Consider the following 24,455-nt stretch of genomic DNA (forward strand, 5'->3'; position numbering starts at 1 on the left):
CTATTTGACGAATGATTGGGAAAAGATGAGAAAAGGGCGATGTATTCTTACCATTTCGGGTATATTTTGTATCGCAGGCCTCGGAGAAGGACTTCGCGACGGGAATAGAACAGAAACTGATTCTATCGCGTAAATGCAGATGTGTTTTTGCTTAAAATCGTTCTTCCGGGGTAAACTCGTAATACAGAAATTACAGGGAGTTTTTGTCGCGCCGAAAATTTTAAGGAAAACCTTATAGATCGCGACGCGATGGTCTTTACACCCCCAAATGCTTGTGCTATAGTAAACTATACTGAAGTGGTGCGGTTAATGGCCGCTGTAATTTCGTCCGCGAGCCGCCGCAGGGAATTGTAGTCGTGAAATGGATTGCAAGGAGGAAAACATGTTATTCAAAACCACCGAGGCGCATGAGGCGCTACGTAAAAAAGTGCGCGAATTCGCCGAAACCGTAGTTGCCCCCGTCGCCTTTGAGCTCGACAAAGAAAACAAGTATCCGGAAGACATCGTCGCACAGATGGGCGAGCTGGGCATTATGGGTCTGCCGACCGCCGAAGAATACGGCGGCGCCGGCGACGATGTAATTTCTTATGCCATCGCCGTAGAAGAGCTTTCTCGCGTCGACGGCGGGGTCGGGGTCATTCTCTCCGCCCACACGTCTTTGGGCACCTACCCCATCGACCACTACGGAACCGAAGAACAAAAACAAAAACACCTGATCCCCCTCGCCAAGGGCGAACACGTGGGCGCATTCGGCCTGACGGAGACCAACGCGGGCAGTGACGCCGGGGGAACCGAGACCACGGCGGTGCTCCAGGGCGACCACTATATCTTAAACGGTCAGAAGATTTTTATCACCAATGCACCGGCAGCTGATACTTATATCGTATTTGCGGTGACCACCCCGGACATCGGCACCCACGGTATCAGTGCGTTCATCGTAGAAAAGGGCATGGAAGGCTTTACCTTCTCCGACCACTATGACAAATTGGGGATCCGTTCTTCCACCACGGCGGAACTCCACTTTAACAATGTAAAGGTCCCCAAGGAAAATCTCCTCGGCAAAGAGGGCAAGGGCTTTAATATCGCCATGAGCACCCTCGACGGCGGTCGAATCGGCATCGCGGCACAGGCACTGGGGATCGCCCAAGGCGCTTACGAAAAGGCGCTGGAATACGCCAAGGAACGCGAACAGTTCGGCCAACCCATTGCGGCACAACAGGCGATTTCCTTTAAGCTCGCCGAAATGTATACCAAGATCGACGCGGCGCGCCTTTTGGTATACCGCGCGGCCGAAATGAAGACCAATGGCGAACGCTACGGTCTGCAGGCGGCAGAGGCCAAGATGTACGCCTCCGAAATCGCCCTCGAAGTCGTAAACGACGCCCTCCAAATCTACGGCGGCAGCGGCTATATGAAGGGTATGGAAGTGGAACGCGCTTATCGCGACGCCAAGATCACCACGATCTACGAAGGCACCAACGAAATTCAACGCGTGGTCATCGCCGCCTATATCATCGGAAAGATCGCCAAGAGCGGCGGTGGCGGACGTTCTTCGAAGAAGTCGGGCAAGGGCCCCATCACGGGCGACCGCAAAAAGGAAATCTTCGACAGCGAAGACCAACGCGAAAATGTAAAGAGACTGATCGACGCGCTGAAGAAAGACGGCTACGACTTCAGCGTTGGCATCGACCTCGACACGCCGATTATCGATGCGGAACGCGTGGTCTCTATGGGCAAGGGCTTCGACGGCAATGTCGAACTCGCCAAGGACCTCGCCCGGGCATTCGGCGCCGCCATCGGCGCGTCCCGTCCCGTCGCCGAGACCGACAAGATTCTACCCTTAAACCGCTACGTCGGTATGTCCGGTCAAAAATTCGCCGGCAACCTCTATGTGGCAGCGGGCATCTCCGGTGCGGGCCAACACTTGAAGGGCATTAAAGATGCGGCCACCATCGTCGCCATCAACAATGCCTCCAACGCGAGCATCTTCAAGAACTGCGACTACGGCATCGTCGGCGACATCGAAGAGATTGCGCCCCTGATCATCGAAGAGCTGGGCACCGAAGGCAAGGATCCCGCGCCCGAAATGGTCAAGATGAAGCGACAAAAACCCAGAAAGACCGCCCCGAGAGAAGACATCTACACTTGCAAGGGCTGCGGCTACGAATACAATCCCGAAGAAGGGGACGAAGAAAACGAAATCGAACCCGGTACGCCCTTCGACAAGCTGCCCGAAGAGTATATCTGCCCCAAATGCGGGGAAGGCAAGGAAAGCTTTATCAAGGTAGAGTTCCCCGAAGACCGCGTCTTTGAATAAACAATCTAGGAGGATGACAATGTATACCGTAAGAAATATAACCGAAGACCTGTACTGGGTGGGGGCCAACGACCATAGGCTCCACCTGTTCGAAAATATTCACCCCATTCCCCGGGGCGTAAGCTACAACTCCTATCTGTTGATGGACGAAAAAACCGTCCTCTTCGACACCGTCGACTGGGCGGTATGCCGCGAGTTTTTGAATAATATCGAACACGTTCTCGACGGCAAAGATCTGGACTATATCATCATCAACCACTTGGAGCCCGACCACGCCGCGTCTTTGGACGAAGTGCTGATGCGCTACCCCAACGCCAAGGTCATCTCCAACGAACGAGCGTTTATGATGATGCGCCAGTTCGGCTTTGCCATCGACGGCAAGGAGATCGAAGTGGCAGAAGGCGATGCCATGAGTTTCGGCAAGCACGAAATCACCTGGGTCGCCGCACCCATGGTGCACTGGCCCGAGGCGATGGTGAGCTTTGATACGACCAACGGCGTGCTCTTTTCCGCCGACGCCTTCGGTACCTTCGGCGCCCTCGACGGCAAGCTCTTCGCCGACGAAGTCAACTTCGACCGCGACTGGCTCGACGACGCCCGCAGATACCTCACCAATATCGTTGGCAAGTACGGCTCTTTCGTACAAGATTTGCTCAAAAAAGCGAGCACCATCGACATCAAGATGATCTGCCCGCTGCACGGTCCGGTCTGGAGAGAAGACCTCGGCTACTTTATCGACAAATACGACAAATGGTCCCGCTACGAGCCCGAAGAAGAAGGGGTACTCATCGTCTACGCCTCCATGTACGGCAATACCGAGTACGCCGCCCAAACTTTGGCGACCAAGCTCTGCAAGCGCGGCATGACCAATGTCCAAATGTACGACGTATCCGACACCCACGTCAGCTATCTGGTATCCGAAGCCTTTAAGTACAGCCATATCGTATTGGCATCGGTTACCTACAACTTGGAAATGTATCCCGTGATGCACAACTTCCTGAACGAAATCCGCATGCTCAATCTGCAAAACCGGACCGTCGGCATCATCGAAAACGGCAGCTGGGCGCCCCAAGCCGCCGGCGAAATGGAAGAATTCCTCGACGAAAAGATGAAGCTGATGGACGTCCTCTCGGGCGAGGTTTCTATCGCATCCTCCTTGAACGACTCCACGGACAAAGAACTCGAAGGCCTGGCCGATGCCATTATGGATTCCTTCGAAAAGATCCGCGAAGACAAAAAGAACGCGTAACACCCCCTGTATTTGCCGAAAAGCGACCGAGAGGTCGCTTTTTTCTTGCGGCCGCCCAAGGGGCGACATCTCGGCAGAAGAAACCGGGGGCATTAATAAGAAGAAAGATGTAAATTTATGCGGATAATGTTATAATCACTTACAAGCGAAACAGCAAAATAGTCAGGATGAAAGAAGGTTTTCGATGCTACTCCATATGGGATTGGACGTCGGATCGACGACGGTGAAACTCGTCGTCTTAAACGGCGACCGCGAGATTCTGTATTCGACTTATCAAAGGCATTATTCCGATATGAAAAAGACCGTCACCGAGGTGCTTACCGCGGTGTACGATCGCTATAAATACGACCGCATGACCGTAAGCGTCACCGGCAGCGGCGGCATCGCCGTCGCCGAAATGTTGGAGATCCCCTTTGTGCAGGAAGTCGTGGCGGGCACCAGAGCCATCTCCACCTTTCTGCCCGAAAGCGACGTCGCCATCGAACTCGGCGGCGAGGATTCCAAGATCACCTATCTGAGCGGCAGTTTGGAACAGCGCATGAACAGCATCTGCGCCGGCGGAACCGGCGCCTTTATCGACCAAATGGCATCGCTGTTGAAGACCGACGCCGCCGGCATGAACGAGCTGGCGAAGGCGCACAAAAAGATCTACCCCATCGCCTCCCGCTGCGGGGTCTTTGCCAAGACCGACGTGCAGGCGCTCGTCAACCAGGGCGCGACCCGCGCGGACATCGCGGCATCGGTCTTTCAGTCGGTGGTCAATCAGACCATTTCCAACCTCGCCTGCGGCCGGCCCATTCGCGGCAAGGTCGCCTTTTTGGGCGGGCCCCTTCACTTCCTCGACCAGCTGAAGGCACGCTTTGTCGAGACGCTGGGGCTTGCCGACGATGAGATCTTCGCCCCCGAAGACGGGCAGCTCTTCGTCGCCTTGGGGGCGGCGCTTTCGAGCGTCGACAACGACCCCGTCTCGATGATGCGCCTCTATGCCCGGCTGGGGAAGGCCGAAGAAGTGCATGTCGACGAGGACGCGCTCCTTTCGCCGCTCTTTGCCGACGAGGCGGAACTCGAAGCCTTCCAAAAGCGTCACGCCGGAAACGATCTGCCCCGGCGGGATCTCGAGCGCTATAAAGGGCCCATCTATTTGGGGATCGACGCCGGTTCCACCACCACCAAAGTGGTGGCGCTCTCGAAAGACGACGAGGTGCTCTACGAAGCCTACGGTTCCAACAACGGATCGCCCCTCGAAATGGTGCGGGGCTATCTCCTCGAACTCTACGACCGCATACCCGCGGACAGCTATATCGCCTCCTCCGGCGTGACCGGCTACGGGGAGGACTTTATCAAGGCGGCCTTTCACGTCGACTGCGGGGAAGTGGAGACCATCGCCCACTTCCGCGCCGCGCGCTTCTTTCAACCCGAGGTCGACTTTATCCTGGACATCGGCGGCCAGGATATGAAGGCGATGAAGGTATCGGGTGATGTGATCGAGTCGATCCTCTTAAACGAGGCGTGCTCCTCCGGCTGCGGATCCTTCCTCGAGACCTTTGCCAAGGGCGTCGAATACTCCGTCGAGGACTTTGCCGATGTGGCGCTAAAGAGCCGCGCCCCAGTGGATCTCGGCAGCCGCTGTACGGTTTTTATGAACTCCAAGGTGAAACAGGCGCAGAAAGAGGGCGCGAGCGTCGCCGACATCTCCGCCGGGCTCGCCTATTCCGTCATTCGAAACGCCATCCAAAAGGTCATCAAGGTGCGCGATCCCCGGCGCTTGGGCAAAAATATCGTCGTACAGGGCGGCACCTTTTATAGCGATGCGGTTCTGCGCGCCTTCGAAAAGATCACCGAACGCGAAGTGGTGCGCCCCGGCATGAGCGGCACCATGGGCGCGGTGGGCATGGCCCTTATCGCCAAAGAAAGGGGCGGCGAAAAAAGCCGCCTGCTCTCGCGCGAAAAGCTCGAAGCCTTCCGCTACGAAACCAAACACGCCCGCTGCGGCCAGTGCACCAACAACTGCGCCCTTTCGGTGCATCTCTTTGCCGACGGAACCCGCTATATCACCGGCAACCGTTGCGAACGCGGGGCGGGCATCGTACGCGACGATTCCGACGCGCTCCCCAATCTCTATGCCTATAAGCTGGCGCGCGTCTTCGACTACGACAGCCTCGAAGAATCGGCGGCATACCGGGGCACCGTGGGCATTCCCCGGGTGCTCAATATGTACGAAAACTATCCCTTCTGGCATACCTTCTTTACCCGCCTGGGCTTTCGGGTGGAACTCTCCGCCACCTCCTCGCGCACCCTGTACGAAAAGGGGCTCGAGTCCATCACCTCCGAAACCGCCTGCTACCCGGCGAAAATCACCCACGGGCACGTAGAGGATTTGGTGGAGCGGGGGATCCGGCGGATCTTTTATCCCTCGATCTTTTACGAAGAAAAGAAGCTCGAAAACGCCGATAACACCCTCAACTGCCCGGTGGTCGCCGGCTATAGCGAGGTCATCGGCAACAATGTCGAGAGCCTTGCGAAGGAAGACGTAGAATACCTGAATCCCTTCCTCTCCTTCGACAACCGCTCCAAGCTGGTGCGCCGCTTGGCGGAGGTCTTTGTCGGCATTCCCGAAGGCGAGATCCGATCCGCCGTAAGCGCCGCCTATGCCGAACAGGCGCGCTACCGGGACGACGTGCGCAACGAAGGCAAAAAGGCCCTGCGTTTTCTCGAAGAGACCGACACGGTGGGGATCGTACTCGCCGGCAGGCCCTACCATATCGACCCCGAGATCAATCACGGTATGCCCGAGATGATCACCGGTCTGGGCCTCGCCGTACTCAGCGAAGACGCCGTGGTAGAAGAAGAGGTCCTCGACGACAAGTTGCGGGTCCTCGACCAGTGGAACTACCATTCCCGCCTGTACCGGGCGGCGAAGATCGTCGGCGAGAGCGAACACCTGGAACTGGTGCAGCTGAACTCCTTCGGTTGCGGCATCGACGCCGTCACCACCGACCAGGTGCACGAGATCCTGGACGCCTACGGCAAGATCTACACCGTCTTAAAGATCGACGAGGTAAACAACCTGGGCGCCGCGCGCATTCGCCTGCGCTCGTTGATCCAAGCGGTAGAAAATCGCACCGTCGAAAAGGAAATGGAATCGATCTACGACGATCCCGTCCTCTTTACCGAGGAAATGCGGGAAACCCACACCATCCTCATTCCCCAAATGGCGCCGCTCCACTTCAAGATCTTGGAGCCCATGCTGCGGGGCGAGGGCTTCAATGTGGAGGTACTGCCCAATCTTTCCGCCCATGTGGTGGACGAGGGGCTCAAATACGTCAACAACGACGCCTGCTACCCGTCGATCTTCGTCGTGGGGCAGTTTATGGAGGCGGTTAAGAGTGGCCGCTACGACACCGACCGCCTAACGCTTTTAATGTCGCAGACCGGGGGCGCCTGCCGGGCGAGCAACTACGTTGGCTTTATTCGAAGGGCTCTCGCCGACGCGGGATACGGGCACATTCCCGTTCTGGGCGCGTCGTTTCAGGGCATCGAGCGCCACCCGGGCTTTACCTTCGGCAAGCGACAGCTGGCGCGCATCGGCAAAAAGGCGGTGCAGTGCCTGCTCTACGGCGACCTCTTGATGCGGCTCTCCAACGCCACCCGCCCTTACGAAAAGATCAAGGGAAGCGAGCGGATTCTCACCGACCGCTGGCTGGGGCTCCTCGCTTCGGATCTCACCTATTCCCGCCGGGAATTTACCGAGAACGTACGGCATATGATCGCGGAATTCGAGGCGCTCGAGGTCTCCGATGCGGTAAAACCCAAAGTCGGCATCGTCGGCGAAATCCTCGTCAAGTACCTGCCTGAGGCGAACAACCACGTGCAGAAGCAGATCGAGGCGGAAGGCGCCGAGGTGGTGGTGCCGGATCTCACCGACTTTATGCTCTACTCCTTTAAGAACGCGCGCATCAAAAGGGCGCGCTACGGCACCTCGGCCATGTCGGCATTTTTGACCGATCTCGCCGTGGGCTATGTGGACAGCTACCGCAACATCGTGCGCGAATTGCTGCGGCCCACCCGCTACGAGGAACCGGTGGATGTCGACACCTTAATGGCCTATGCCGAGGAATTTGTCGACCTGGGCAACCAATACGGCGAAGGCTGGCTCCTCACCGCCGAAATGGTGGAACTCATCCGTTCCGGCGCGGGCAATATCGTCTGCGTGCAACCCTTCGGCTGCCTGCCCAACCACATCACCGGCAAGGGCGTCATCAAGTCGATTCGGGAGGCATATCCCATGGCGAATATCATCCCCATCGACTTCGACGCCTCGGCATCGGCGGTCAACCAGACCAACCGGATTAAGCTGATGCTCTCGCAGGCGGACGAAAACAAATTCGCCAACGATGCCCTCGCCAAAGACGCCCGCCGGGCGCAGGGCGCGGGAAAGTAAAACTGTATACGATGCGTCGATTGATGATACAATACCTTCGAGGTGATATCGTGAATCGGCGCATTTTTTTTGTGGAAGACGACAAGATCATCGCGAGACAGATCGCGAAATATCTTAGGGGATGGGGCTACGACGTAGAAGTTCCCGCCGACTTTACGCGCGTGTACGAGGCGTTTTGTGCCTACAAGCCCCATATCGTGTTGATGGACGTGGGCCTGCCGTACTACAACGGCTACCATTGGTGCAAAACCATTCGCGAAGTGTCGGATGTGCCCATCGTCTTTCTTTCCGCCCAAGGAGAAAATATGAATATGCTGATGGCGATGGAGATGGGCGCCGACGACTATATCGTAAAGCCCTACGACCCGGCGCTGTTGCAGGCGAAGATCGCCGCGCTCTTGCGCCGCGCCTACGACTACGGCGAGCCGGAGCGGGCGCTCGTCTATGAGGGGATCGCCCTGGACGCCGATCGCATGGAGATCCACGCCGAAGAGGGGGTGCGGGCGCTGACGAAAAACGAATACCGCATCCTGGAATTTCTCGTAAAAAACGCCGGCAAGATCGTAAGCCGCGACGAGATTATCGAGGCGATTTGGGATCGGGACGATTTCGTCGACGACAATACGCTGACGGTGAACATTATGCGGCTTCGCAAAAAACTGCGGGAACTCGATCGTCCCGAGATCATCCGCACCAAAAAGGGCGTGGGCTACTATGTTCCGTAACTTTCTCTATGAAGAAAAGCGGGGTCTTTTCGCCTTTTTGGCGACCGCACTCGTCGTACTCGCGGCGACGAGGCTCTATATGCCCCGCGCCGAGTTTCTATATACCGCGGTGATCCTCGCCGCGGGCTTTTGCCTGTTCGGCATCTTGCGCTACCTCGATTACAGCGGACGCCGGGAGGCGCTGGCAGAGATCCTGGGCGCTCCGCCCGAAAAGACGGCGGCGAAAGACGTAGAGAAAAAAATCCGCGCCCTCGAAGCCGAGCGCGAGGCCGTGCAAGAAGCCGACGAGGCGCGCGCCCGCCACACCCGGGAATATATGACCGTGTGGAGCCACCAGCTCAAGAGCCCGCTTTTTGCCCTGCGCCTCTTGATTCCCGACGAAGACGCCGAACCCGAGGAGATGCTCGCCGAGGTCTTTCGCATGGAAAATTACGTCGATTCGCTCTTGGGCTATTACCGGCTGGAATCCGATAGCACCGACTATGTATTCCGCACAGAGTCCGTGGCCGAACTCGTCGCAGAGAGCGTCCGCAAATACCGCGCCGCCGCGGCCGCCGCGGGGAGCGAAATCGTGCTGAACGCGGGGGATCTGCGCATTGTCACCGACCGCAAGTGGTTCTGCTTTATGTTCGAGCAGGTGCTTTCCAACGCCATCAAATACGCGGCGCGCGGCGCCATTCGCATCGGCTGCGACGGGGGCGTGCTCACCGTAGCCGACGAGGGGATCGGCATCGCCCCCGAAGACCTGCCGCGACTTTTCGAGCGGGGCTTTACCGGAAAAAACGGGCGCATACAGGATCGCTCCACGGGCCTGGGGCTCTACCTGGTGCACCGCGTCGCCAAAGAGCTGAACATCCTCGTCTCCGTGCGCTCCGAAGCGGGGGCGGGCACTGCCGTCGACTTCGACCTCTCGGCGGTGACGGAGGGCGAAGCGGGATCCATATGACGAAATTGTCACCTACGGTCTCCAAAATGTCACGCAAATCGAGGGATCCCGCCCGCGTCCTCTTGTAGACTGGTAGCAGGAGGTAAGAAAAATGCTGCTACAAGTACAACATCTGAAAAAAGTATATAAAACCCGATTCTCCCTACAATCCACCGAAGCGCTAAAGGACGTAAACTTTTCGGTGGAAGCGGGGGAATTTATCGCCATTATGGGCGAGAGCGGAAGCGGGGACAGTGATATAATGATGACAGATACAATAAATCCATTAAAATCAAAGTTTAAAGGCTTCCACAAAACTTTTAAACAAGACGATTTAGGATTAAGTCTGTCATCTTTTTTATTAAATTAACAAAAAAGAAAAGAAAACATAAGTAATAAGGATTGAAGAGAATATGATAATATTTAGAGTTTTTTTCAAAATCATATTGTTTCCTATTAGGATAGCGTTAAGTATCATAATTCTATTTTTAACGTTTGTATTAGGACTCAGCACAATATTTTTCAAACTGATTTCATTTATCGCTATTATGGGATTTTTAGGATCTGTTTATCATGGAGAAAAAGCACTTGCTATAGATGCGTTTATACTAGCATATCTTTTTAGTCCTTATGGTTTACCAGTGCTAGGATATTTTATTATAGAAGTGATAGAAGGGGTGAATGAAAGAATAAAAGTAATTTAAATATAAAAATAAATAGATTAAAACGATGAAAAAGAGATAGCAAAATCAAAGCTATCTCTTTTTATATGAAAAGAAAGGGGGTTATGATGAAAGAAATAGTTAAATTTGAATACTATTATGGCAATGAATCAGAACAATATTCATTTTTTAGGATTCCCAAAACTTTATTCACCGACTTAAATTTTAAAAAACTATCCGTAGAAGCAAAAATTCTTTATGGAATTCTACTCGATAGAATGAGCTTGTCAATTAAGAATAAATGGTTAGATGAAGAAAACAAGGTATACATTATCTATACCATAGAAGAAATTATGGAAGTATTAAATTGGGGGAGAAATAAATCGGTCAAAGTAATGAAAGAAATTGAAGAGATAGGATTATTAGAAAAAAAGAGGTTAGGACTTGGAAAGCCAAATTTACTCTATGTAAAGAACTTTATTTACACAGAAAATAATAAAACTACAGAAGTTTCAAAAGCAAACCTCAAGAAGTTTAAAAAACAAACTTCAGGAAGTTTAGAAAACAAACCTCAAGAAGTTTCAAAAGAGGACTCTAATAATACTAATATTAATAATACTGAAACTAATAATACTGATTTTAATAATACCACCCCCATATCCCCCTTAGAAAAGCTAGGAGAAAAATCAAAAAAAACTTTGGAGGAGGAAGAATTAAAAGAAACTATAAAAAAGAATATATCTTATGAAATCTTTGAAAAAGTAAGAATAGAAGAAAAGAAGCAAGTAGATGTAATGATAAATGTACTTGTAAAAGCCTTAACTAGCTTTACAAACATTAAAATAGGAGGGAGGCATATATCCAATGAAAATTTTAAAGAAAAATTTCTAAGTCTTAACTATAAACACATAGACTATGTTTTGAAATACCTAAGAGAAAATGCTCCAAAGGATATTAGAAACATTAATGCTTATCTACTGACTCTCTTATACAATGCAGATGAAAATATTAGAAACATAGAAGTCATAAAGAGAGAAGATCAGAAAAGAGAAAACTATGACTATAGTAACGATGAGGATATATGGAGAGAAATTTTAAATACTTGATAGGAGAGGAGCATATGGAATTAATAAAAGAAATCCTAGAACAGAAAATAAAAAATGCAGAAACAAATAGTCCATCAAAAGATGAAGAAAATAGGAGTTATATAGATCAAGAAACAGGATTAAAATATTGTGCAAAATGTAAAACACCAATTGAAAAAGAAATAGACTTCTTTGGAGAAATAAAAAAAGTTGGTATTTTATGTCAATGTAAAAAAGAAAGACAAAAATTAGAGGAAGAAAAAAGAAAAGAAAATAAAAGGCTTTTAAAAATTGAACACTTAAAAAAAGAGTGTTTTTCTGATCCTATCTTATTAAATTGGAATTTTAAAAATATGGACAAAGATAGTGAGCATGAAAAAGTAGCAAAAAATTATGTGGAAAAATTTGATGAAATATATGAAAATAATATAGGATTAATTCTCATAGGGAATGTGGGATGTGGAAAAACATATCTTGCAAGTGCTATAGCAAATGCTTTACTAGAAAAAGAAATATCAGTCAAAATGACAAATTTTTCAGTAATTTTAAATGATATGACTAACTTTGAGATTGATAAGAGTAAGTATATAGATAACCTAAATCATAAGAAACTATTAATTATTGATGATTTTGGAATGGAAAGAGATACAGATTTTGCAGCTGAGCATATCTTTAACATAATAGATAGTAGATATAGAAGTGGGAAACCTCTAATTATAACAACAAACTTAAATATATCAGCTTTAACTAATCCTGAAACTATAAAAGATAAAAGAATTTACTCAAGGATACTTGAAATATGCAGTCCCATTATATTTACAGGAGAAAATAGAAGAATAGAAAAAATGAAGGAGAAATCAAAATTAGCCTATGAAATATTAAAAAAAGAATGAAAGTAGGTGAGTGAATGCAAAATGATGATATAAATAGCAGAACAATAGCCATAGTAAAAAAAGCGGGGATAGTTACAGCCAAGCAAGTTATAAATTTGATGAAGAAAATATTAGAAATAAATAAACATAAAGCGCAGACAGAACAGTCAAGACCCTTAGAAAAATTTAAAAAAGTAAAAGTAAAAGATCTTGTAAAAAAAGGTAAAGTAGAAACCTTAGAATTAAATGACATAGACTTAAAAGCATTGAAAAAAGAATTAAAAAGATATGGGGTGAAATTTTCCATAAAGAAAGATTTAGAAAATGGAAACAACATTATCTTTTTTCAAGCAAAAGATATAAAAGTGATGGAACAAGCTTTTAAAAAGACAGTCCAGAAATTTACTAAAGATAAGTCAAGAAAAAGAAAATCTGTAATAGAAAGGCTTAATAACTTCAAGGATAAAGTCAAAGATACTATTGACAGAGATAAGGTTAAACATAAGCATCAGGAACAAAGTTTATAATAAAAGCACTTAGATATATAATATATATGATGAGAAGGCATGAATAGCTTTATTGTTGAATACTATGAAAAAGAAGATGGAATCATCCAGTAGAAGAATTTCTCTTATCTATAGATAAAAAATGAGAACAGAAGCATTAGGGAAAAAACTAAAAAATACCTTTGAAAGTAAAATATAAGTATAATGGTGGTTTAAAATGACAAATAAAAGAATATGTCCCATATGTAACTCAAAGATGAAGCAACAGTTTATAGGTCTATTACATTGCAAGTGTGGTATAAGCTATCATAGAGATTTAGGATATTTTAAAAGAAATGAGAATATGATTTTTGTCTTGGAAAGAAAAAAGATAGGTAAAAAAATAAAACAAGTTCCAGTAATAATATATAAAAAAGATAAATAAGATACTAATGGGTAGAGAAATCTACTCTTTTTTATGGAGAGGAAGTGATTAATTCGAAAATACTAAATGAAATAATAAAAGATATAAAAAATGTTTTTAAGATAAGAGATAAGAAGAAATTTGTATTAGAAAATCTTCCTTACCTCTTATTTTTTTATATAGGAAATATCTTTGCAAGCCATGTCAACTCTTATGTAGGAGGAGATATAATAGATAGAATTCTAGTAGCTTTTAGTCAAATAGATACTTTAAAATATATTCCATCATTAAAAATAAAAAATCTGATACCCGGTCTAATTCTATCAGTAGTTATTAAGTTAATCCTTATACAGAAAAAGAAAAAAGCAAAAAAGTTTAGAGAGGGCAGAGAATATGGATCGGCAAGATGGGGAAATGAAAAAGATATTGAGCCATACATTGACAAGAAGTTTGAAAACAATGTGCTATTAACTCAAACTGAAAGACTTACCATGAACAATAGACCTAAAAATCCAAAATATGCGAGAAATAAAAATGTATTGGTAATTGGAGGTTCTGGTAGTGGTAAAACAAGGTTTTTTGTAAAGCCAAATCTCATGCAAATGCACTCTTCATATGTAGTAACCGATCCAAAAGGAACATTAGTCTTGGAATGTGGGAAAATGTTGGAAAGAAATGGATATGAGATAAAAATACTAAACACAATAAACTTTAAAAAATCCATGAGATATAATCCCTTTGCATACTTGAAAAGTGAAAAAGATATTTTGAAATTAGTACAAACAATAATTGCAAATACTAAGGGAGAAGGAGAAAAATCAACTGAGGATTTTTGGGTGAAAGCTGAAAAACTCTATTACACAGCACTTATAGGATATATCTGGTATGAAGCTCCTAAAGAAGAACAGAACTTTACAACTTTACTTGCTATGATAGATGCAAGTGAGGTAAGAGAAGAAGATGAAAATTTTAAAAATGCAGTAGACTATATGTTTGAAGCATTAGAAAAAGAAAAGCCAAATCATTTTGCAGTAAAACAATATAAGAAATACAAACTAGCAGCAGGAAAAACTGCCAAATCAATCCTTATATCCTGTGGAGCAAGGCTTGCTCCATTTGATATTCAGGAACTTAGGGACTTAATGAAAGAAGATGAACTGGAGCTTGATACACTTGGAGAAAAGAAAACAGCTTTATTCGTAATAATATCGGATACAGATGATACATTTAACTTTGTAGTATCAATAATGTACTCACAATTATTTAATCTATTATGTGATAAAGCAGATGATGAATATGGCGGAAGACTTCCTGTTCATGTGAGATGCCTACTTGATGAATTCGCAAATATCGGCTTAATTCCTAAATTTGAAAAGCTGATAGCAACTATTAGAAGTAGAGAAATATCAGCTTGTATAATATTACAAGCACAATCACAACTAAAAAGTATCTATAAAGATAATGCAGATACCATAGTTGGCAATTGTGATTCGACGTTATTTTTAGGAGGCAAAGAAAGAACAACATTAAAAGAATTATCTGAAAGCCTAGGCAAAGAAACCATAGACCTATATAACACATCAGAAACAAGATCAAATCAAAAGAGTTTTGGTTTAAACTATCAAAAAACTGGAAAAGAATTAATGAGTCAAGATGAAATAACTGTAATGGATGGTGGGAAATGTATCTACCAATTAAGAGGAGTTAGACCATTTCTTTCAGATAAATTTGACATAACCAAACATAAGAATTATAAGTTCCTTGAAGATTATGATAAGAGAAATATATTTGACATAGAGAAATACCTGCAGAGAAAAGATGAGGTTAAGTTAAAAGAGAGTATGGTAGTTGAAATATTAGATGAATAAATTTAAAATTAGAAGTAAGATAGATATTTAGGAAAGATTAAAAGAAATTACTTGACAAAAAATATTTTATAGCATATAATAATGTCAACAGTACCCGACACGCCTCTTAACAATGCGGACCAAGTCGGGTCATTTGATTTTAGGAGAAAAAATGAAAAAAATTCATCAAGAACCGATTAGTATAGAAAATCAAGTAAAAAACTTAATAGACTTAGGACTTTTAGTAGAAGATAAAACTTATGCTAAGAAAATTCTTGGAAGAATATCCTATTACAGGCTGATTAAAGCTTATAGTATCACATTAAAAAAAGATGGAAGATATATATCAGGAATAAGTTTTGAAGATATTGTAAGTTTATATAAATTTGATAGAGAACTTAGACAGCTTATATTTGAAACAATAGAGCATATTGAAGTTTCTTTAAGAGCAGTTATCACAAACTATTTTTCTTTAAGATATGGGAACTTTTCATATAAAGATATGAATAATTTTGAGAAACAAAAGGAACAAGAAAGGGTACTAGAAGAATTAGCAAGGGAAGTTAAAAGAAATAGACGCTCACCATTTATAAAAAACTTTAAAGACAATTATGAAGGTGGAGAAATTCCACTCTATGCAGTGATAGAAGTAGCAAGTTTTGGAACTTTATCTAAAATGTATAAGAATATGAAAAATGAAGATAAAAGTAAAATTGCAAAAGTCTTTCATACAGACTACCATTACTTTGAATCTTGGATAGAAAATTTTGCCTATATAAGAAATATATGTGCCCATTATGGCAGGCTATATGGAGCAAAGCTTACAAAATCACCAAAGCTATATAAAGAATATTTAAAAAATAATATTTCAAACAATACAATATTTGCTACATTAGTTAATCTTAAAATAGTTTCTGAAGAAGAAAATTACAAAAATTTTTATCATGATCTAATAGCACTAATAGCAAGATATGAAAATATTGAATTAAGACATGTTGGCTTTATAGAAAACTGGAAAGAATTACTAAAACCATAAAATTAAATAGAGAAATTTACACCGAAAAAAACATTTCGGTGTTTTTTTATGCCCAAAGGAGGAAGAATGAAATATATACGAGATGAGCCGAAAAAATAAGATACAGAGAAAAATGAAATATTAATTAATTAGAAGTAGAAGCGATAGAGAAAACTATCGCTTTTTTTATGGAATAAAGGAGATAGAACAAATGGAAAGAGAAATGCTAAATATTAATGGAAATCTAGTAGGAGAAATAAAAACAACTGCAATAGATACAAAGGAAGGAGAAAAAGAAGTAGCTAACTTCACAATAGTTAGAAAGAACAAAGAAGAAGGAAAGGTTAAGAAAGAATATATCTACTGTAATCTCTACGGAGAAAAGGCAAAAAGTGTGAAGGAATTTAAAAGTGGAGAATACATCCATATTTTTGGATATTTTAAGGAAACAAAAAAAGAAGACAAGACATTTAAAAATTTTATCGTAAAGCACATAAATAAAATTAAAAAAGAAGAAAAAGAGGAGGAAATATAAATGGAATTTTTTACACAAGCAGTAAATGTATTAAAAATATTAGTTACAGCAATTGGTGCAGGGCTTGGAGCATGGGGTGTTATCAACCTGATGGAAGGTTATGGGAATGACAACCGTGCGACACGTTCATAAGTGAAAAGCTTATGCACTAAGTCGAAGGACTGAAAGTTCAAAACTTAGGAGAACTGGCAATCTGATAGGTAGAATGACGGGGTAACGCCCTGAAATGCCTACACTGATACTCCGATTGGCAATGAATATTAGACTATTTCATTGTCAAAAGCTCGGTGAAGTCGGCAGAGAGTAGCCGTAAGACTGATATTAACATCAGACACGAAAGCTGTTCAGAGGTGGACGGTGCTACCTATATGTCGGGTGTCGAATACGCATGGTGAGAATGTGTATACCAAAGCACTGACGTACTTCCGAATGTAAGGGTCTAAACGTTTGAATTTGCCTAACGGCAATTCCCATCAAAGATGGGGTGTTTGTGGATGAGTAAGAATGGTTGTTATGAAAATCCATATATCGTTACAGGCGATATGGTGAAAACTAAACACAGGCTTAGAGGAAGAACCTAAACGTATTCAAAGATAAGATTGTCGGAACGTGGTAAGCCAAGAGCATGGAAGCAGTCTAATGCTAATGAAGTGTTGAATGGGAAAATGACTGAAAAAAACAGCATATAACCGTTCTTTATCTTGGTGAAAGCGGTGGCACAGTACCTATGAAGCGAAAATAATAAGTTCGTGGAGGGATAGCCACCAGTCACAGGAAAGTACAAGAACTGAAATTAAGACAAACACAGCTTCGAGTATGACAAAGAAAATCAAATCCGAAAGGAGATGGTGACTGTGTCCACTTCGAAACAAACACTGAAACAAAGCAAAATCCGTTATACGGAATACTATGACTTGCAAAAAGTCCTTGATGATTTATATGAAGATAGCGGTAATAATAAAGTATTTTCAAATTTAATGGAGTTGATAACTTCAAGAGAAAATATTAAACTTGCCTATCGTAGTATAAAAGGGAACAAAGGAAGTCATACGGCTGGGGTAGATGGCAGAACAATAAAACATCTATCAAGGCTAAATGAAGAAGAATACATTTCTCTCATACAAAAACAGTTTCATTGGTATAAGCCACGCCCTGTAAAGAGAGTGGAAATGCAAAAGCCTAATGGGAAAATTAGACCTTTAGGAATACCAACTATTGTAGATAGAATTGTACAACAATGTATCTTGCAAATATTAGAGCCGATATGTGAAGCCAAGTTTCATGACAGTTCCTATGGGTTTCGACCTAACAGGAGTACGGAACACGCTATTGCAGAATGTGCAAGACTAATGCAGATACAGCACTTACACTATGTAGTCGATATTGATATACAAGGATTTTTCGATAACGTATATCATGCAAAGCTCATAAGGCAGCTTTGGAATTTAGGAATCCAAGACAAAAAGTTACTTTGTATCATTAAGGAAATGCTTAAAGCAGACATAGTTATGCCCGATAAAAAGGTAATTACACCAACAAAGGGAACACCACAAGGCGGAATATTATCACCGCTACTATCTAATGTAGTCTTGAACGAATTAGATTGGTGGGTTTCATCTCAATGGCTGACAATGCCTACGCATTATCCATATAAACAGAGAACGAACAGTCAAGGAACAGAGATAAAAAGCCATACTTACAGAGCTTTAAGAACAAGCAACCTAAAAGAAATATACATTGTAAGGTATGCTGATGATTTTAAGATATTTTGCCGTAATTACTACGATGCAAAAAGAACCTATCAGGCAGTTACAAAATGGTTGCAAGACCGATTAAAACTAAATGTGAGTGAAGAAAAATCTAAAATAACAAATCTAAAACAAAGGTATTCGGAGTTCTTAGGATTTAAGCTTAAGGTTAAACCAAAAGGCAAAAAGTTTGTTGTACAGTCGCATATAAGTGATAAGGCACTGAAAAATGCAAAAGAAGATATTTCTAAATGTGTTGCGGATATAAAAAGACCTGCAAACGAAAAGGAACAGTACAAAGCAATAGCCAAGTATAATGCCACTGTTTCAGGCTTGCATAATTACTACCAAATAGCAACAAATGTAAGTTTGGACTTTGCTAAAATAGCCTTTCACATTAAAAAGCAGATGAACAACAGACTTGATATTAAAACCAGTGGAACGCTAAACAAAGGATTTATCAAAGAAAAATATGGAAAAAGTAAACAGCTTCGCTTCCTTAATGGACATCCGCTAATTCCAGTTGGATATATTAGGACAAAGGACGCAAAACACAAGAAAAAGGTTGTAAATAAATACACTGTAAAGGGCAGAGCTTTTATTCATAAAAATCTGCAAATTGATGTAGATACACTTGTTTGGTTGATGAGACATCCTGTGCTTGATAAAAGCATAGAGTTTGCAGACAACAGAATCTCGCTCTTTGCAGCTCAATATGGCAGATGTGGAGTAACAGGTGTAAAACTTATACCAAACGACATACATTGCCATCACAAGATACCGCTTGAACAAGGCGGTACAGACAGTTACAGCAACTTAATTCTTGTTACAGAAGCAGTTCATATACTCATCCATGCAACAAAAGTAGATACAATCCAAAAATATATAAAAGAGCTTGGGTTAACAGTCAAGCAGATTGAGAAATGTAATAAGCTTAGAAAAATGGCAGAATTGCCACTAATTTAGAGAAAAAAATAATTTGTTACGAAGTGTGTAAGTCTTAGTTAAAACGTGAAAATCTTTCTTGTGATGGAACGCCGTGTGCGGTGAAAGTCGCATGCACGGTGTGAAGTGGGGGAAAATCCGGAGATAACATCAAAGGATTACCTATCACTATCTGGTGCTAAATCTCAAGGCATTAAGCAGCTTATGGCTGGAGGGGGAATTGTACTCATAGGTTTAAAACTAATACCGCTATTAGCAAACGTGTTAAAATAAAATGTTTAATATAGTAGATAAGATCAAAGAGTTTTTTTCGGAGATACTTATTGATATGATCAAGGAAAATTTAAGCGGAATGCTCCTTGATATAAATGACAAAGTATCAACGATAGCAAATGAGGTAGGAAAGACTCCGAGTGGATGGAACTCGGAGGTTTTCCACTTCATAAAGTCTATTTCAGAAAATGTTATACTTCCCATAGCAGGTCTTATCATAACGGCTGTACTATGTATTGAATTAATTCAAATGGTAATGAACAAAAATAATATGCATGACACAGATACCTTTGGTTTTTTTAAATATATGATAAAAATGTGGATAGCAGTATGGCTTGTATCTCATGCTTTTGACTTTTCTATGGCAGTATTTGATGTGGCACAGAATTTAATAGGAAAGGCAGCAGGTGTGGCAAATGCTAGTGCAAAAGTTTCTCCGGGTGATATAGCTAATATGGTAGATAGCCTAAAAGGAGAGTCAATAGGAAAATTAATGACTATAGTACTAGAGACATCAATTGTAAAGATGATAATTCAAGGGATATCAATACTCATTACAGTTATTCTATACGGCAGGATGATAGAAATATATATTTATACTTCAGTTTGCGCCATACCTTTTGCCACAATGGGTAATAAAGAATGGGGAAGTATTGGAACAAACTATATAAGAGGGCTCTTCGCACTTGGCTTGCAAGGTTTATTCTTACTTATATGCGTAGGAATTTATGCCGTACTTGTTAAGACTTTAAATATATCAGACATACACAAAAGTATTTTTGAATTACTAGGATACACATTAATACTTGGGATAACTATGATGAAATCAGGAAGTATTGCAAAATCAATTTTAAATGCTCATTAATAAAAAAGGAGAAGATGATGAAAATTAGAAGAAAAAAGGACAAAAAAATTAATTTAAAAACACTTGGAACAATAGGACTCCCAATACTTTTAATAGGGGGATATATTACAAGAGAAATACAAAATAGAATGATTATAAGAAAAACATCGGAAGTTTTAGATAATAGAGAAGAAACGAATGAAAAAGTATTAGAAATAGCAGTGAATATGGGAAAATCATTAGAAGATCTGAACAGAGAAGATATATATGGCTTTTACTTAGAGGGTTTAGAATAATGGCTTATGTAAATGTCCCAAAGGACTTAACAAAAGTAAAAACAAAGGTAGCTCTAAATCTAACAAAAAGACAATTAATTGGCTTTACAATTGCAGGTCTAATAGGCTTTCCAGTATATTTAATGGTAAAAAAAGTGCTGCCTAATGACCTATCTATGTTAATCATGATAGGTGTGTCTTTTCCTATAATATTTGCAACTCTTTATGAAAAGGACGGGATCTATTTTGAAAAATATTTAAAGTATATTATAGATAAGAAAAGACAGACAAGTATAAGGATATACAAGACAGAATGTATTTATGATATAAAGAAACAAAGAAAGGAAAGGAGTAAATGAATCAAATACAGAAAAAACAACAGAAAAAATTAAATCAAGAAAAAAGAAATTTAAAAAAACAAAAAGAAGATTTAAAAAGCATTAGTATAAGTCAAAAAAAGATGAAAAAAGCAAATATTTCTAAAGAAAAAGGAAAGCCCAAAAAGAAGCTTTCCTTTTTTGGTGGGAAGAAGAAAAAGAGTGTTCAGGAAACAATCCCTTATTTAAGAATGTTGAGAAATGGGATTTGCCAAGTTGAGAAGAACAAATTTAATAAAATGATACGTTTTTTAGATATTAACTACCAGCTTTCAACAGAAGAAGATAAGGAAAGTATATTTAATGAATTTTCAAGTTTTTTAAACTATTTTGATCCAAGTGTTGATATAGAACTTTCATATATTAATCGCATAGGAAAAAATGAAGAAGTAGAAAAAAACATCAATGTTCCGGATAGAAACGATTCATATAATGAAATACGAAAAGAGTACAGGGAAATGCTAAAAAATCAGAGTCAAAAAGGAAATAATGGACTTACTAAATATATGTATATCACCTTTAGCTTACAAGCACAAGATTTAAAAGAGGCAACTACAAGACTTGAAAGAATGGAAATGGATATATTAAATAACTTTAAGCAGATGGGAGTAAAAGCTTATGTATTAAGTGGATATGAAAGGTTAAAGGTTATTCACGATATCTTAAATCCAAATAAGAATTTTGTTTTTTCATTTGAAGACCTAAAATATAGTGGACTATCTACTAAGGATTATATAGTACCAGCATCATTTAACTTTTCATCTAACAATCAATTTAAAATTGGAGAATACTTTGGAGAAGTAAACTTTCTACAAATTCTAGCACCTGAATTATCAGATAGATTATTATCAGAATTTTTAGGAGTTGAAGAAAATATGATTGTAACATTTCATATAAATTCCATTGATCAAACAGAAGCTATAAAGATGATTAAAAGAAAAATAACAGACTTGGATAAAATGAAAATTGAAGAAAATAAGAAGGCTATAAGATCAGGATATGACATTGATATTCTTCCAAGCGATTTAATTACCTACGGTAATGATGCTAAGAAACTATTAGTAGAACTTCAAAATCATAATGAGAGAATGTTTGTCATAACTATTTTGTTTACAAATATGGAAAAAAGTAGAAAGAAATTGAGTAATATAATCTTTCAACTAAATTCAATAGCAGGTAGGCATAATTGTGTATTGAAAAATCTTAACTATAGACAGGAACAAGGACTAATTTCTTCCCTGCCACTTGGAAAAAATGAAATAGAAATAAAAAGAGGACTTACAACCAGCTCTACAGCAGTCTTTATTCCTTTTACAACAGAAGAGTTGTGCTTAGAAGGAGAGAGCTTATATTACGGATTAAATGCTTTAAGTCGTAATATCATTATGACAGATAGAAAGCTTTTAAAGAATCCAAACGGTTTAATACTTGGAACACCGGGTAGCGGTAAATCTTTTTCAGCTAAAAGAGAAATTACCAATGCTTTTTTAATCACACAAGATGACATCATTATCTGTGATCCGGAAGGGGAGTATGGAAATTTAACTAAGGCACTAGGTGGAGAAGTTATAAAAATATCGCCAACAAGTAAGGATTATATAAACCCGTTGGATATAAATGTAGACTATGCCGATGAAGACAATCCCTTATCTTTAAAGTCTGACTTTATTCTTTCACTGTTTGAACTTGTAGTAGGAAAGGAAGGGTTAAGTGCAGAAGAAACTTCAGTAATTGATAGATGTCTTCCAATATTATATAAGGATTACTTCGACAATCCAATTTCTGAAAATATGCCAATTTTAGAAGATTTATATAATTTACTTTTAAAACAAGAAGAAAATGTAGGGAAAAAATTAGCGGTAGAAATGGAAATTTATGTCAAAGGCAGCCTCAATGTATTTAACCATAGGACTAATGTAGATACAGGAAATAGAATTCTTTGTTATGACATTAAGGAATTAGGAAAGCAACTTAGAAAAATAGGTATGTTAATTGTTCAAGATCAAGTGTGGAATAGAGTAACTATTAATAGAAATAAGAAGGAAACCAGATATTACTGTGACGAATTCCATTTGCTTTTAAGAGAAGAACAAACAGCCTCATATTCCATAGAAATTTGGAAGAGATTTAGAAAATGGGGCGGGATTCCAACAGGATTAACACAAAATGTAAAGGACCTTTTAGCCAGTCCCGAAATAGAAAATATATTTGATAATACAGATTTTATCTTAATGCTTAATCAAGCTAGTGGTGATAGGGAAATTTTAGCTAACAAGTTAAATATATCTCTTTATCAGTTATCCTACGTAACAAATTCCAATGAGGGAGAGGGATTACTATTCTATGGAAACACAATAGTACCTTTTGTAGATAGATTTCCTAAAGATACAAAATTGTATAAGTTAATGACAACTAAACCAGAAGAATTAAAGGAAGGGATAGAAATTGATAGACAGAGAGAAGTTAAAAACTAACTATATTATTAATTTAGATGCAATTTCTGCTCTAAAGGAATTTCCAGATAAAATATTTGATTGCTGTATTACATCTCCTCCATATTATGGACTTAGAGATTATAAAGCAGAAGGACAAATTGGAAGAGAAGAAAGTCCGGAGGAATATTTAAATAAATTAATTAAAGTCTTTAGAGAAGTAAAAAGAGTATTAAAAAAAGAAGGAACACTTTGGGTAGTTATTGGAGATTCTTATGCAGGTACAAGAAGCAAAAAAAAATATAAAGATCCTAAAAACATAGAAGGAAGAAGTGGTCAAAAAGAGTCTATTACAGAAAAACTCAGTGGCTACAAGGCAAAAGACTTAATGGGGATACCTTGGCAACTAGCTTTAAAATTAAGAGAGGATGGTTGGTATTTAAGAAGCGATATTATTTGGCATAAGGAAAATGCCATGCCTGAGTCTTGTAGGGATAGACCATCAAGGTCTTATGAACATATCTTCCTACTATCAAAAGCAAGAAAGTATTTCTATAACTTTGACGCTATGAAAGAACCAATAAAAGAAATAAGCAAGAAAAGATATATGAGGGCAAGAGGAAAAGATAATAAGTATTTACAAGAAGGCACAGGAGCTAAAAGACAGAGCATAAATGAAGCAAGAGAGTATGGAGAATATATAGGAGATAATGTCCCTAAGTTTAGAAACAATAGAGATATTTGGACTATTAACACCAGTGCGTTTAAAGGAAAACACTATGCGGTATTTCCACCAAAACTGGTAGAACTTTGTATAAAAGCAGGATGTCCTAAAAAAGGCTTAATTCTTGATCCCTTTATGGGTTCAGGAACTGTTGGAATGGTAGCTATTAGGATGGACAGAGAATATATTGGAATTGACATAAACAAAGACTACTGTCAAATAGCTAAAGAAAGGATAGAGAAAAATATGAAATAG

Annotated in this window: 21 protein-coding genes; all 21 read left to right on the forward strand. The window is 41.4% G+C overall.

Annotation, left to right across the window (positions count from 1 at the left end; translation table 11 throughout):
* Positions 1-382 precede the first annotated feature (382 nt).
* The 21 genes from QO008_RS05190 (at position 383) to QO008_RS05295 (ending at position 24,455) form a co-directional block, all read left to right on the forward strand.
* Positions 383-2,317 carry an acyl-CoA dehydrogenase family protein gene (locus QO008_RS05190; protein WP_307384918.1) on the forward strand — a complete coding sequence of 645 codons (1,935 nt, stop codon included), beginning with the start codon at positions 383-385 and terminating at the stop codon, positions 2,315-2,317.
* A gap of 19 nt (positions 2,318-2,336) precedes the next feature.
* Complete coding sequence (locus QO008_RS05195) at positions 2,337-3,566, forward strand: FprA family A-type flavoprotein (RefSeq protein ID WP_126464651.1); 1,230 nt, start codon at positions 2,337-2,339, stop codon at positions 3,564-3,566.
* Between the two features lie 184 nt (positions 3,567-3,750).
* The gene (locus QO008_RS05200) at positions 3,751-8,007 is read left to right on the forward strand and encodes an acyl-CoA dehydratase activase-related protein (protein ID WP_307384920.1); all 4,257 of its coding nucleotides are present in this window, start codon (positions 3,751-3,753) and stop codon (positions 8,005-8,007) included.
* Positions 8,008-8,057: 50 nt separating this feature from the next.
* Positions 8,058-8,732: a response regulator transcription factor gene (locus tag QO008_RS05205; protein WP_232006484.1), complete on the forward strand. Its 675-nt coding sequence runs from the start codon at positions 8,058-8,060 to the stop codon at positions 8,730-8,732.
* Positions 8,722-9,678 carry a sensor histidine kinase gene (locus QO008_RS05210; RefSeq protein ID WP_126464653.1) on the forward strand — a complete coding sequence of 319 codons (957 nt, stop codon included), beginning with the start codon at positions 8,722-8,724 and terminating at the stop codon, positions 9,676-9,678. The genes QO008_RS05205 and QO008_RS05210 overlap by 11 nt, the downstream gene beginning before the upstream one ends.
* A gap of 91 nt (positions 9,679-9,769) precedes the next feature.
* On the forward strand, positions 9,770-10,027 hold the full coding sequence (locus QO008_RS05215) for an ATP-binding cassette domain-containing protein (protein ID WP_307384923.1): 258 nt from the start codon (positions 9,770-9,772) through the stop codon (positions 10,025-10,027).
* Positions 10,028-10,070: 43 nt separating this feature from the next.
* Positions 10,071-10,361, forward strand: coding sequence for a CD1845 family protein (locus QO008_RS05220; protein ID WP_000583243.1), 291 nt, complete (start codon positions 10,071-10,073; stop codon positions 10,359-10,361).
* A gap of 86 nt (positions 10,362-10,447) precedes the next feature.
* Positions 10,448-11,425 carry a replication initiator protein A gene (locus tag QO008_RS05225; RefSeq protein WP_002838936.1) on the forward strand — a complete coding sequence of 326 codons (978 nt, stop codon included), beginning with the start codon at positions 10,448-10,450 and terminating at the stop codon, positions 11,423-11,425.
* A 14-nt stretch (positions 11,426-11,439) separates the two neighbouring features.
* Positions 11,440-12,297: an ATP-binding protein gene (locus tag QO008_RS05230; protein ID WP_002838954.1), complete on the forward strand. Its 858-nt coding sequence runs from the start codon at positions 11,440-11,442 to the stop codon at positions 12,295-12,297.
* Positions 12,298-12,311: 14 nt separating this feature from the next.
* Positions 12,312-12,803 carry a PcfB family protein gene (locus tag QO008_RS05235; RefSeq protein WP_002838927.1) on the forward strand — a complete coding sequence of 164 codons (492 nt, stop codon included), beginning with the start codon at positions 12,312-12,314 and terminating at the stop codon, positions 12,801-12,803.
* Positions 12,804-13,250: 447 nt separating this feature from the next.
* Positions 13,251-15,053: a VirD4-like conjugal transfer protein, CD1115 family gene (locus QO008_RS05245; protein ID WP_070736945.1), complete on the forward strand. Its 1,803-nt coding sequence runs from the start codon at positions 13,251-13,253 to the stop codon at positions 15,051-15,053.
* A gap of 151 nt (positions 15,054-15,204) precedes the next feature.
* Entirely contained in the window at positions 15,205-16,068 is an 864-nt protein-coding gene (locus QO008_RS05250) for an Abi family protein (protein WP_019107265.1), read from the forward strand.
* Between the two features lie 190 nt (positions 16,069-16,258).
* The gene (locus tag QO008_RS05255) at positions 16,259-16,582 is read left to right on the forward strand and encodes a single-stranded DNA-binding protein (protein ID WP_002842079.1); all 324 of its coding nucleotides are present in this window, start codon (positions 16,259-16,261) and stop codon (positions 16,580-16,582) included.
* A complete protein-coding gene (locus QO008_RS05260; RefSeq protein WP_000394212.1) occupies positions 16,583-16,714 on the forward strand; it encodes a Maff2 family mobile element protein in 132 nt (43 codons plus the stop codon). It begins immediately after the preceding gene.
* Positions 16,715-17,436: 722 nt separating this feature from the next.
* Complete coding sequence (ltrA, locus tag QO008_RS05265) at positions 17,437-19,296, forward strand: group II intron reverse transcriptase/maturase (protein WP_307384940.1); 1,860 nt, start codon at positions 17,437-17,439, stop codon at positions 19,294-19,296.
* Positions 19,297-19,401: 105 nt separating this feature from the next.
* Positions 19,402-19,548, forward strand: coding sequence for a Maff2 family mobile element protein (locus QO008_RS05270; RefSeq protein WP_000504426.1), 147 nt, complete (start codon positions 19,402-19,404; stop codon positions 19,546-19,548).
* Position 19,549: 1 nt separating this feature from the next.
* The gene (locus QO008_RS05275; protein ID WP_019107264.1) at positions 19,550-20,413 is read left to right on the forward strand and encodes a VirB6/TrbL-like conjugal transfer protein, CD1112 family; all 864 of its coding nucleotides are present in this window, start codon (positions 19,550-19,552) and stop codon (positions 20,411-20,413) included.
* A gap of 17 nt (positions 20,414-20,430) precedes the next feature.
* The gene (locus QO008_RS05280; protein ID WP_019107263.1) at positions 20,431-20,688 is read left to right on the forward strand and encodes a hypothetical protein; all 258 of its coding nucleotides are present in this window, start codon (positions 20,431-20,433) and stop codon (positions 20,686-20,688) included.
* On the forward strand, positions 20,688-21,026 hold the full coding sequence (locus QO008_RS05285; protein ID WP_002838958.1) for a PrgI family protein: 339 nt from the start codon (positions 20,688-20,690) through the stop codon (positions 21,024-21,026). The genes QO008_RS05280 and QO008_RS05285 overlap by 1 nt, the downstream gene beginning before the upstream one ends.
* Complete coding sequence (locus QO008_RS05290) at positions 21,023-23,518, forward strand: VirB4-like conjugal transfer ATPase, CD1110 family (RefSeq protein ID WP_022620875.1); 2,496 nt, start codon at positions 21,023-21,025, stop codon at positions 23,516-23,518. The genes QO008_RS05285 and QO008_RS05290 overlap by 4 nt, the downstream gene beginning before the upstream one ends.
* Positions 23,490-24,455 carry a DNA-methyltransferase gene (locus QO008_RS05295; protein WP_019107261.1) on the forward strand — a complete coding sequence of 322 codons (966 nt, stop codon included), beginning with the start codon at positions 23,490-23,492 and terminating at the stop codon, positions 24,453-24,455. Before QO008_RS05290 ends, QO008_RS05295 begins: the two co-directional genes overlap by 29 nt.

This window comes from Aedoeadaptatus ivorii, assembly GCF_030815095.1.
Classification (GTDB): Bacteria; Bacillota; Clostridia; order Tissierellales; family Peptoniphilaceae; genus Aedoeadaptatus; species Aedoeadaptatus ivorii.

Bases quoted from the DNA above. Each gene is read 5' to 3' on its own strand.
- QO008_RS05255 (WP_002842079.1), top strand. From the start codon at position 16,259: ATGGAAAGAGAAATGCTAAATATTAATGGAAATCTAGTAGGAGAAATA.
- QO008_RS05200 (WP_307384920.1), top strand. From the start codon at position 3,751: ATGCTACTCCATATGGGATTGGACGTCGGATCGACGACGGTGAAACTC.
- QO008_RS05195 (WP_126464651.1), top strand. From the start codon at position 2,337: ATGTATACCGTAAGAAATATAACCGAAGACCTGTACTGGGTGGGGGCC.
- QO008_RS05215 (WP_307384923.1), top strand. From the start codon at position 9,770: ATGCTGCTACAAGTACAACATCTGAAAAAAGTATATAAAACCCGATTC.
- QO008_RS05210 (WP_126464653.1), top strand. From the start codon at position 8,722: ATGTTCCGTAACTTTCTCTATGAAGAAAAGCGGGGTCTTTTCGCCTTT.
- QO008_RS05275 (WP_019107264.1), top strand. From the start codon at position 19,550: ATGTTTAATATAGTAGATAAGATCAAAGAGTTTTTTTCGGAGATACTT.
- QO008_RS05230 (WP_002838954.1), top strand. From the start codon at position 11,440: ATGGAATTAATAAAAGAAATCCTAGAACAGAAAATAAAAAATGCAGAA.
- QO008_RS05220 (WP_000583243.1), top strand. From the start codon at position 10,071: ATGATAATATTTAGAGTTTTTTTCAAAATCATATTGTTTCCTATTAGG.
- QO008_RS05235 (WP_002838927.1), top strand. From the start codon at position 12,312: ATGCAAAATGATGATATAAATAGCAGAACAATAGCCATAGTAAAAAAA.
- QO008_RS05190 (WP_307384918.1), top strand. From the start codon at position 383: ATGTTATTCAAAACCACCGAGGCGCATGAGGCGCTACGTAAAAAAGTG.
- QO008_RS05225 (WP_002838936.1), top strand. From the start codon at position 10,448: ATGAAAGAAATAGTTAAATTTGAATACTATTATGGCAATGAATCAGAA.
- QO008_RS05280 (WP_019107263.1), top strand. From the start codon at position 20,431: ATGAAAATTAGAAGAAAAAAGGACAAAAAAATTAATTTAAAAACACTT.
- QO008_RS05285 (WP_002838958.1), top strand. From the start codon at position 20,688: ATGGCTTATGTAAATGTCCCAAAGGACTTAACAAAAGTAAAAACAAAG.
- QO008_RS05290 (WP_022620875.1), top strand. From the start codon at position 21,023: ATGAATCAAATACAGAAAAAACAACAGAAAAAATTAAATCAAGAAAAA.
- QO008_RS05260 (WP_000394212.1), top strand. From the start codon at position 16,583: ATGGAATTTTTTACACAAGCAGTAAATGTATTAAAAATATTAGTTACA.
- QO008_RS05250 (WP_019107265.1), top strand. From the start codon at position 15,205: ATGAAAAAAATTCATCAAGAACCGATTAGTATAGAAAATCAAGTAAAA.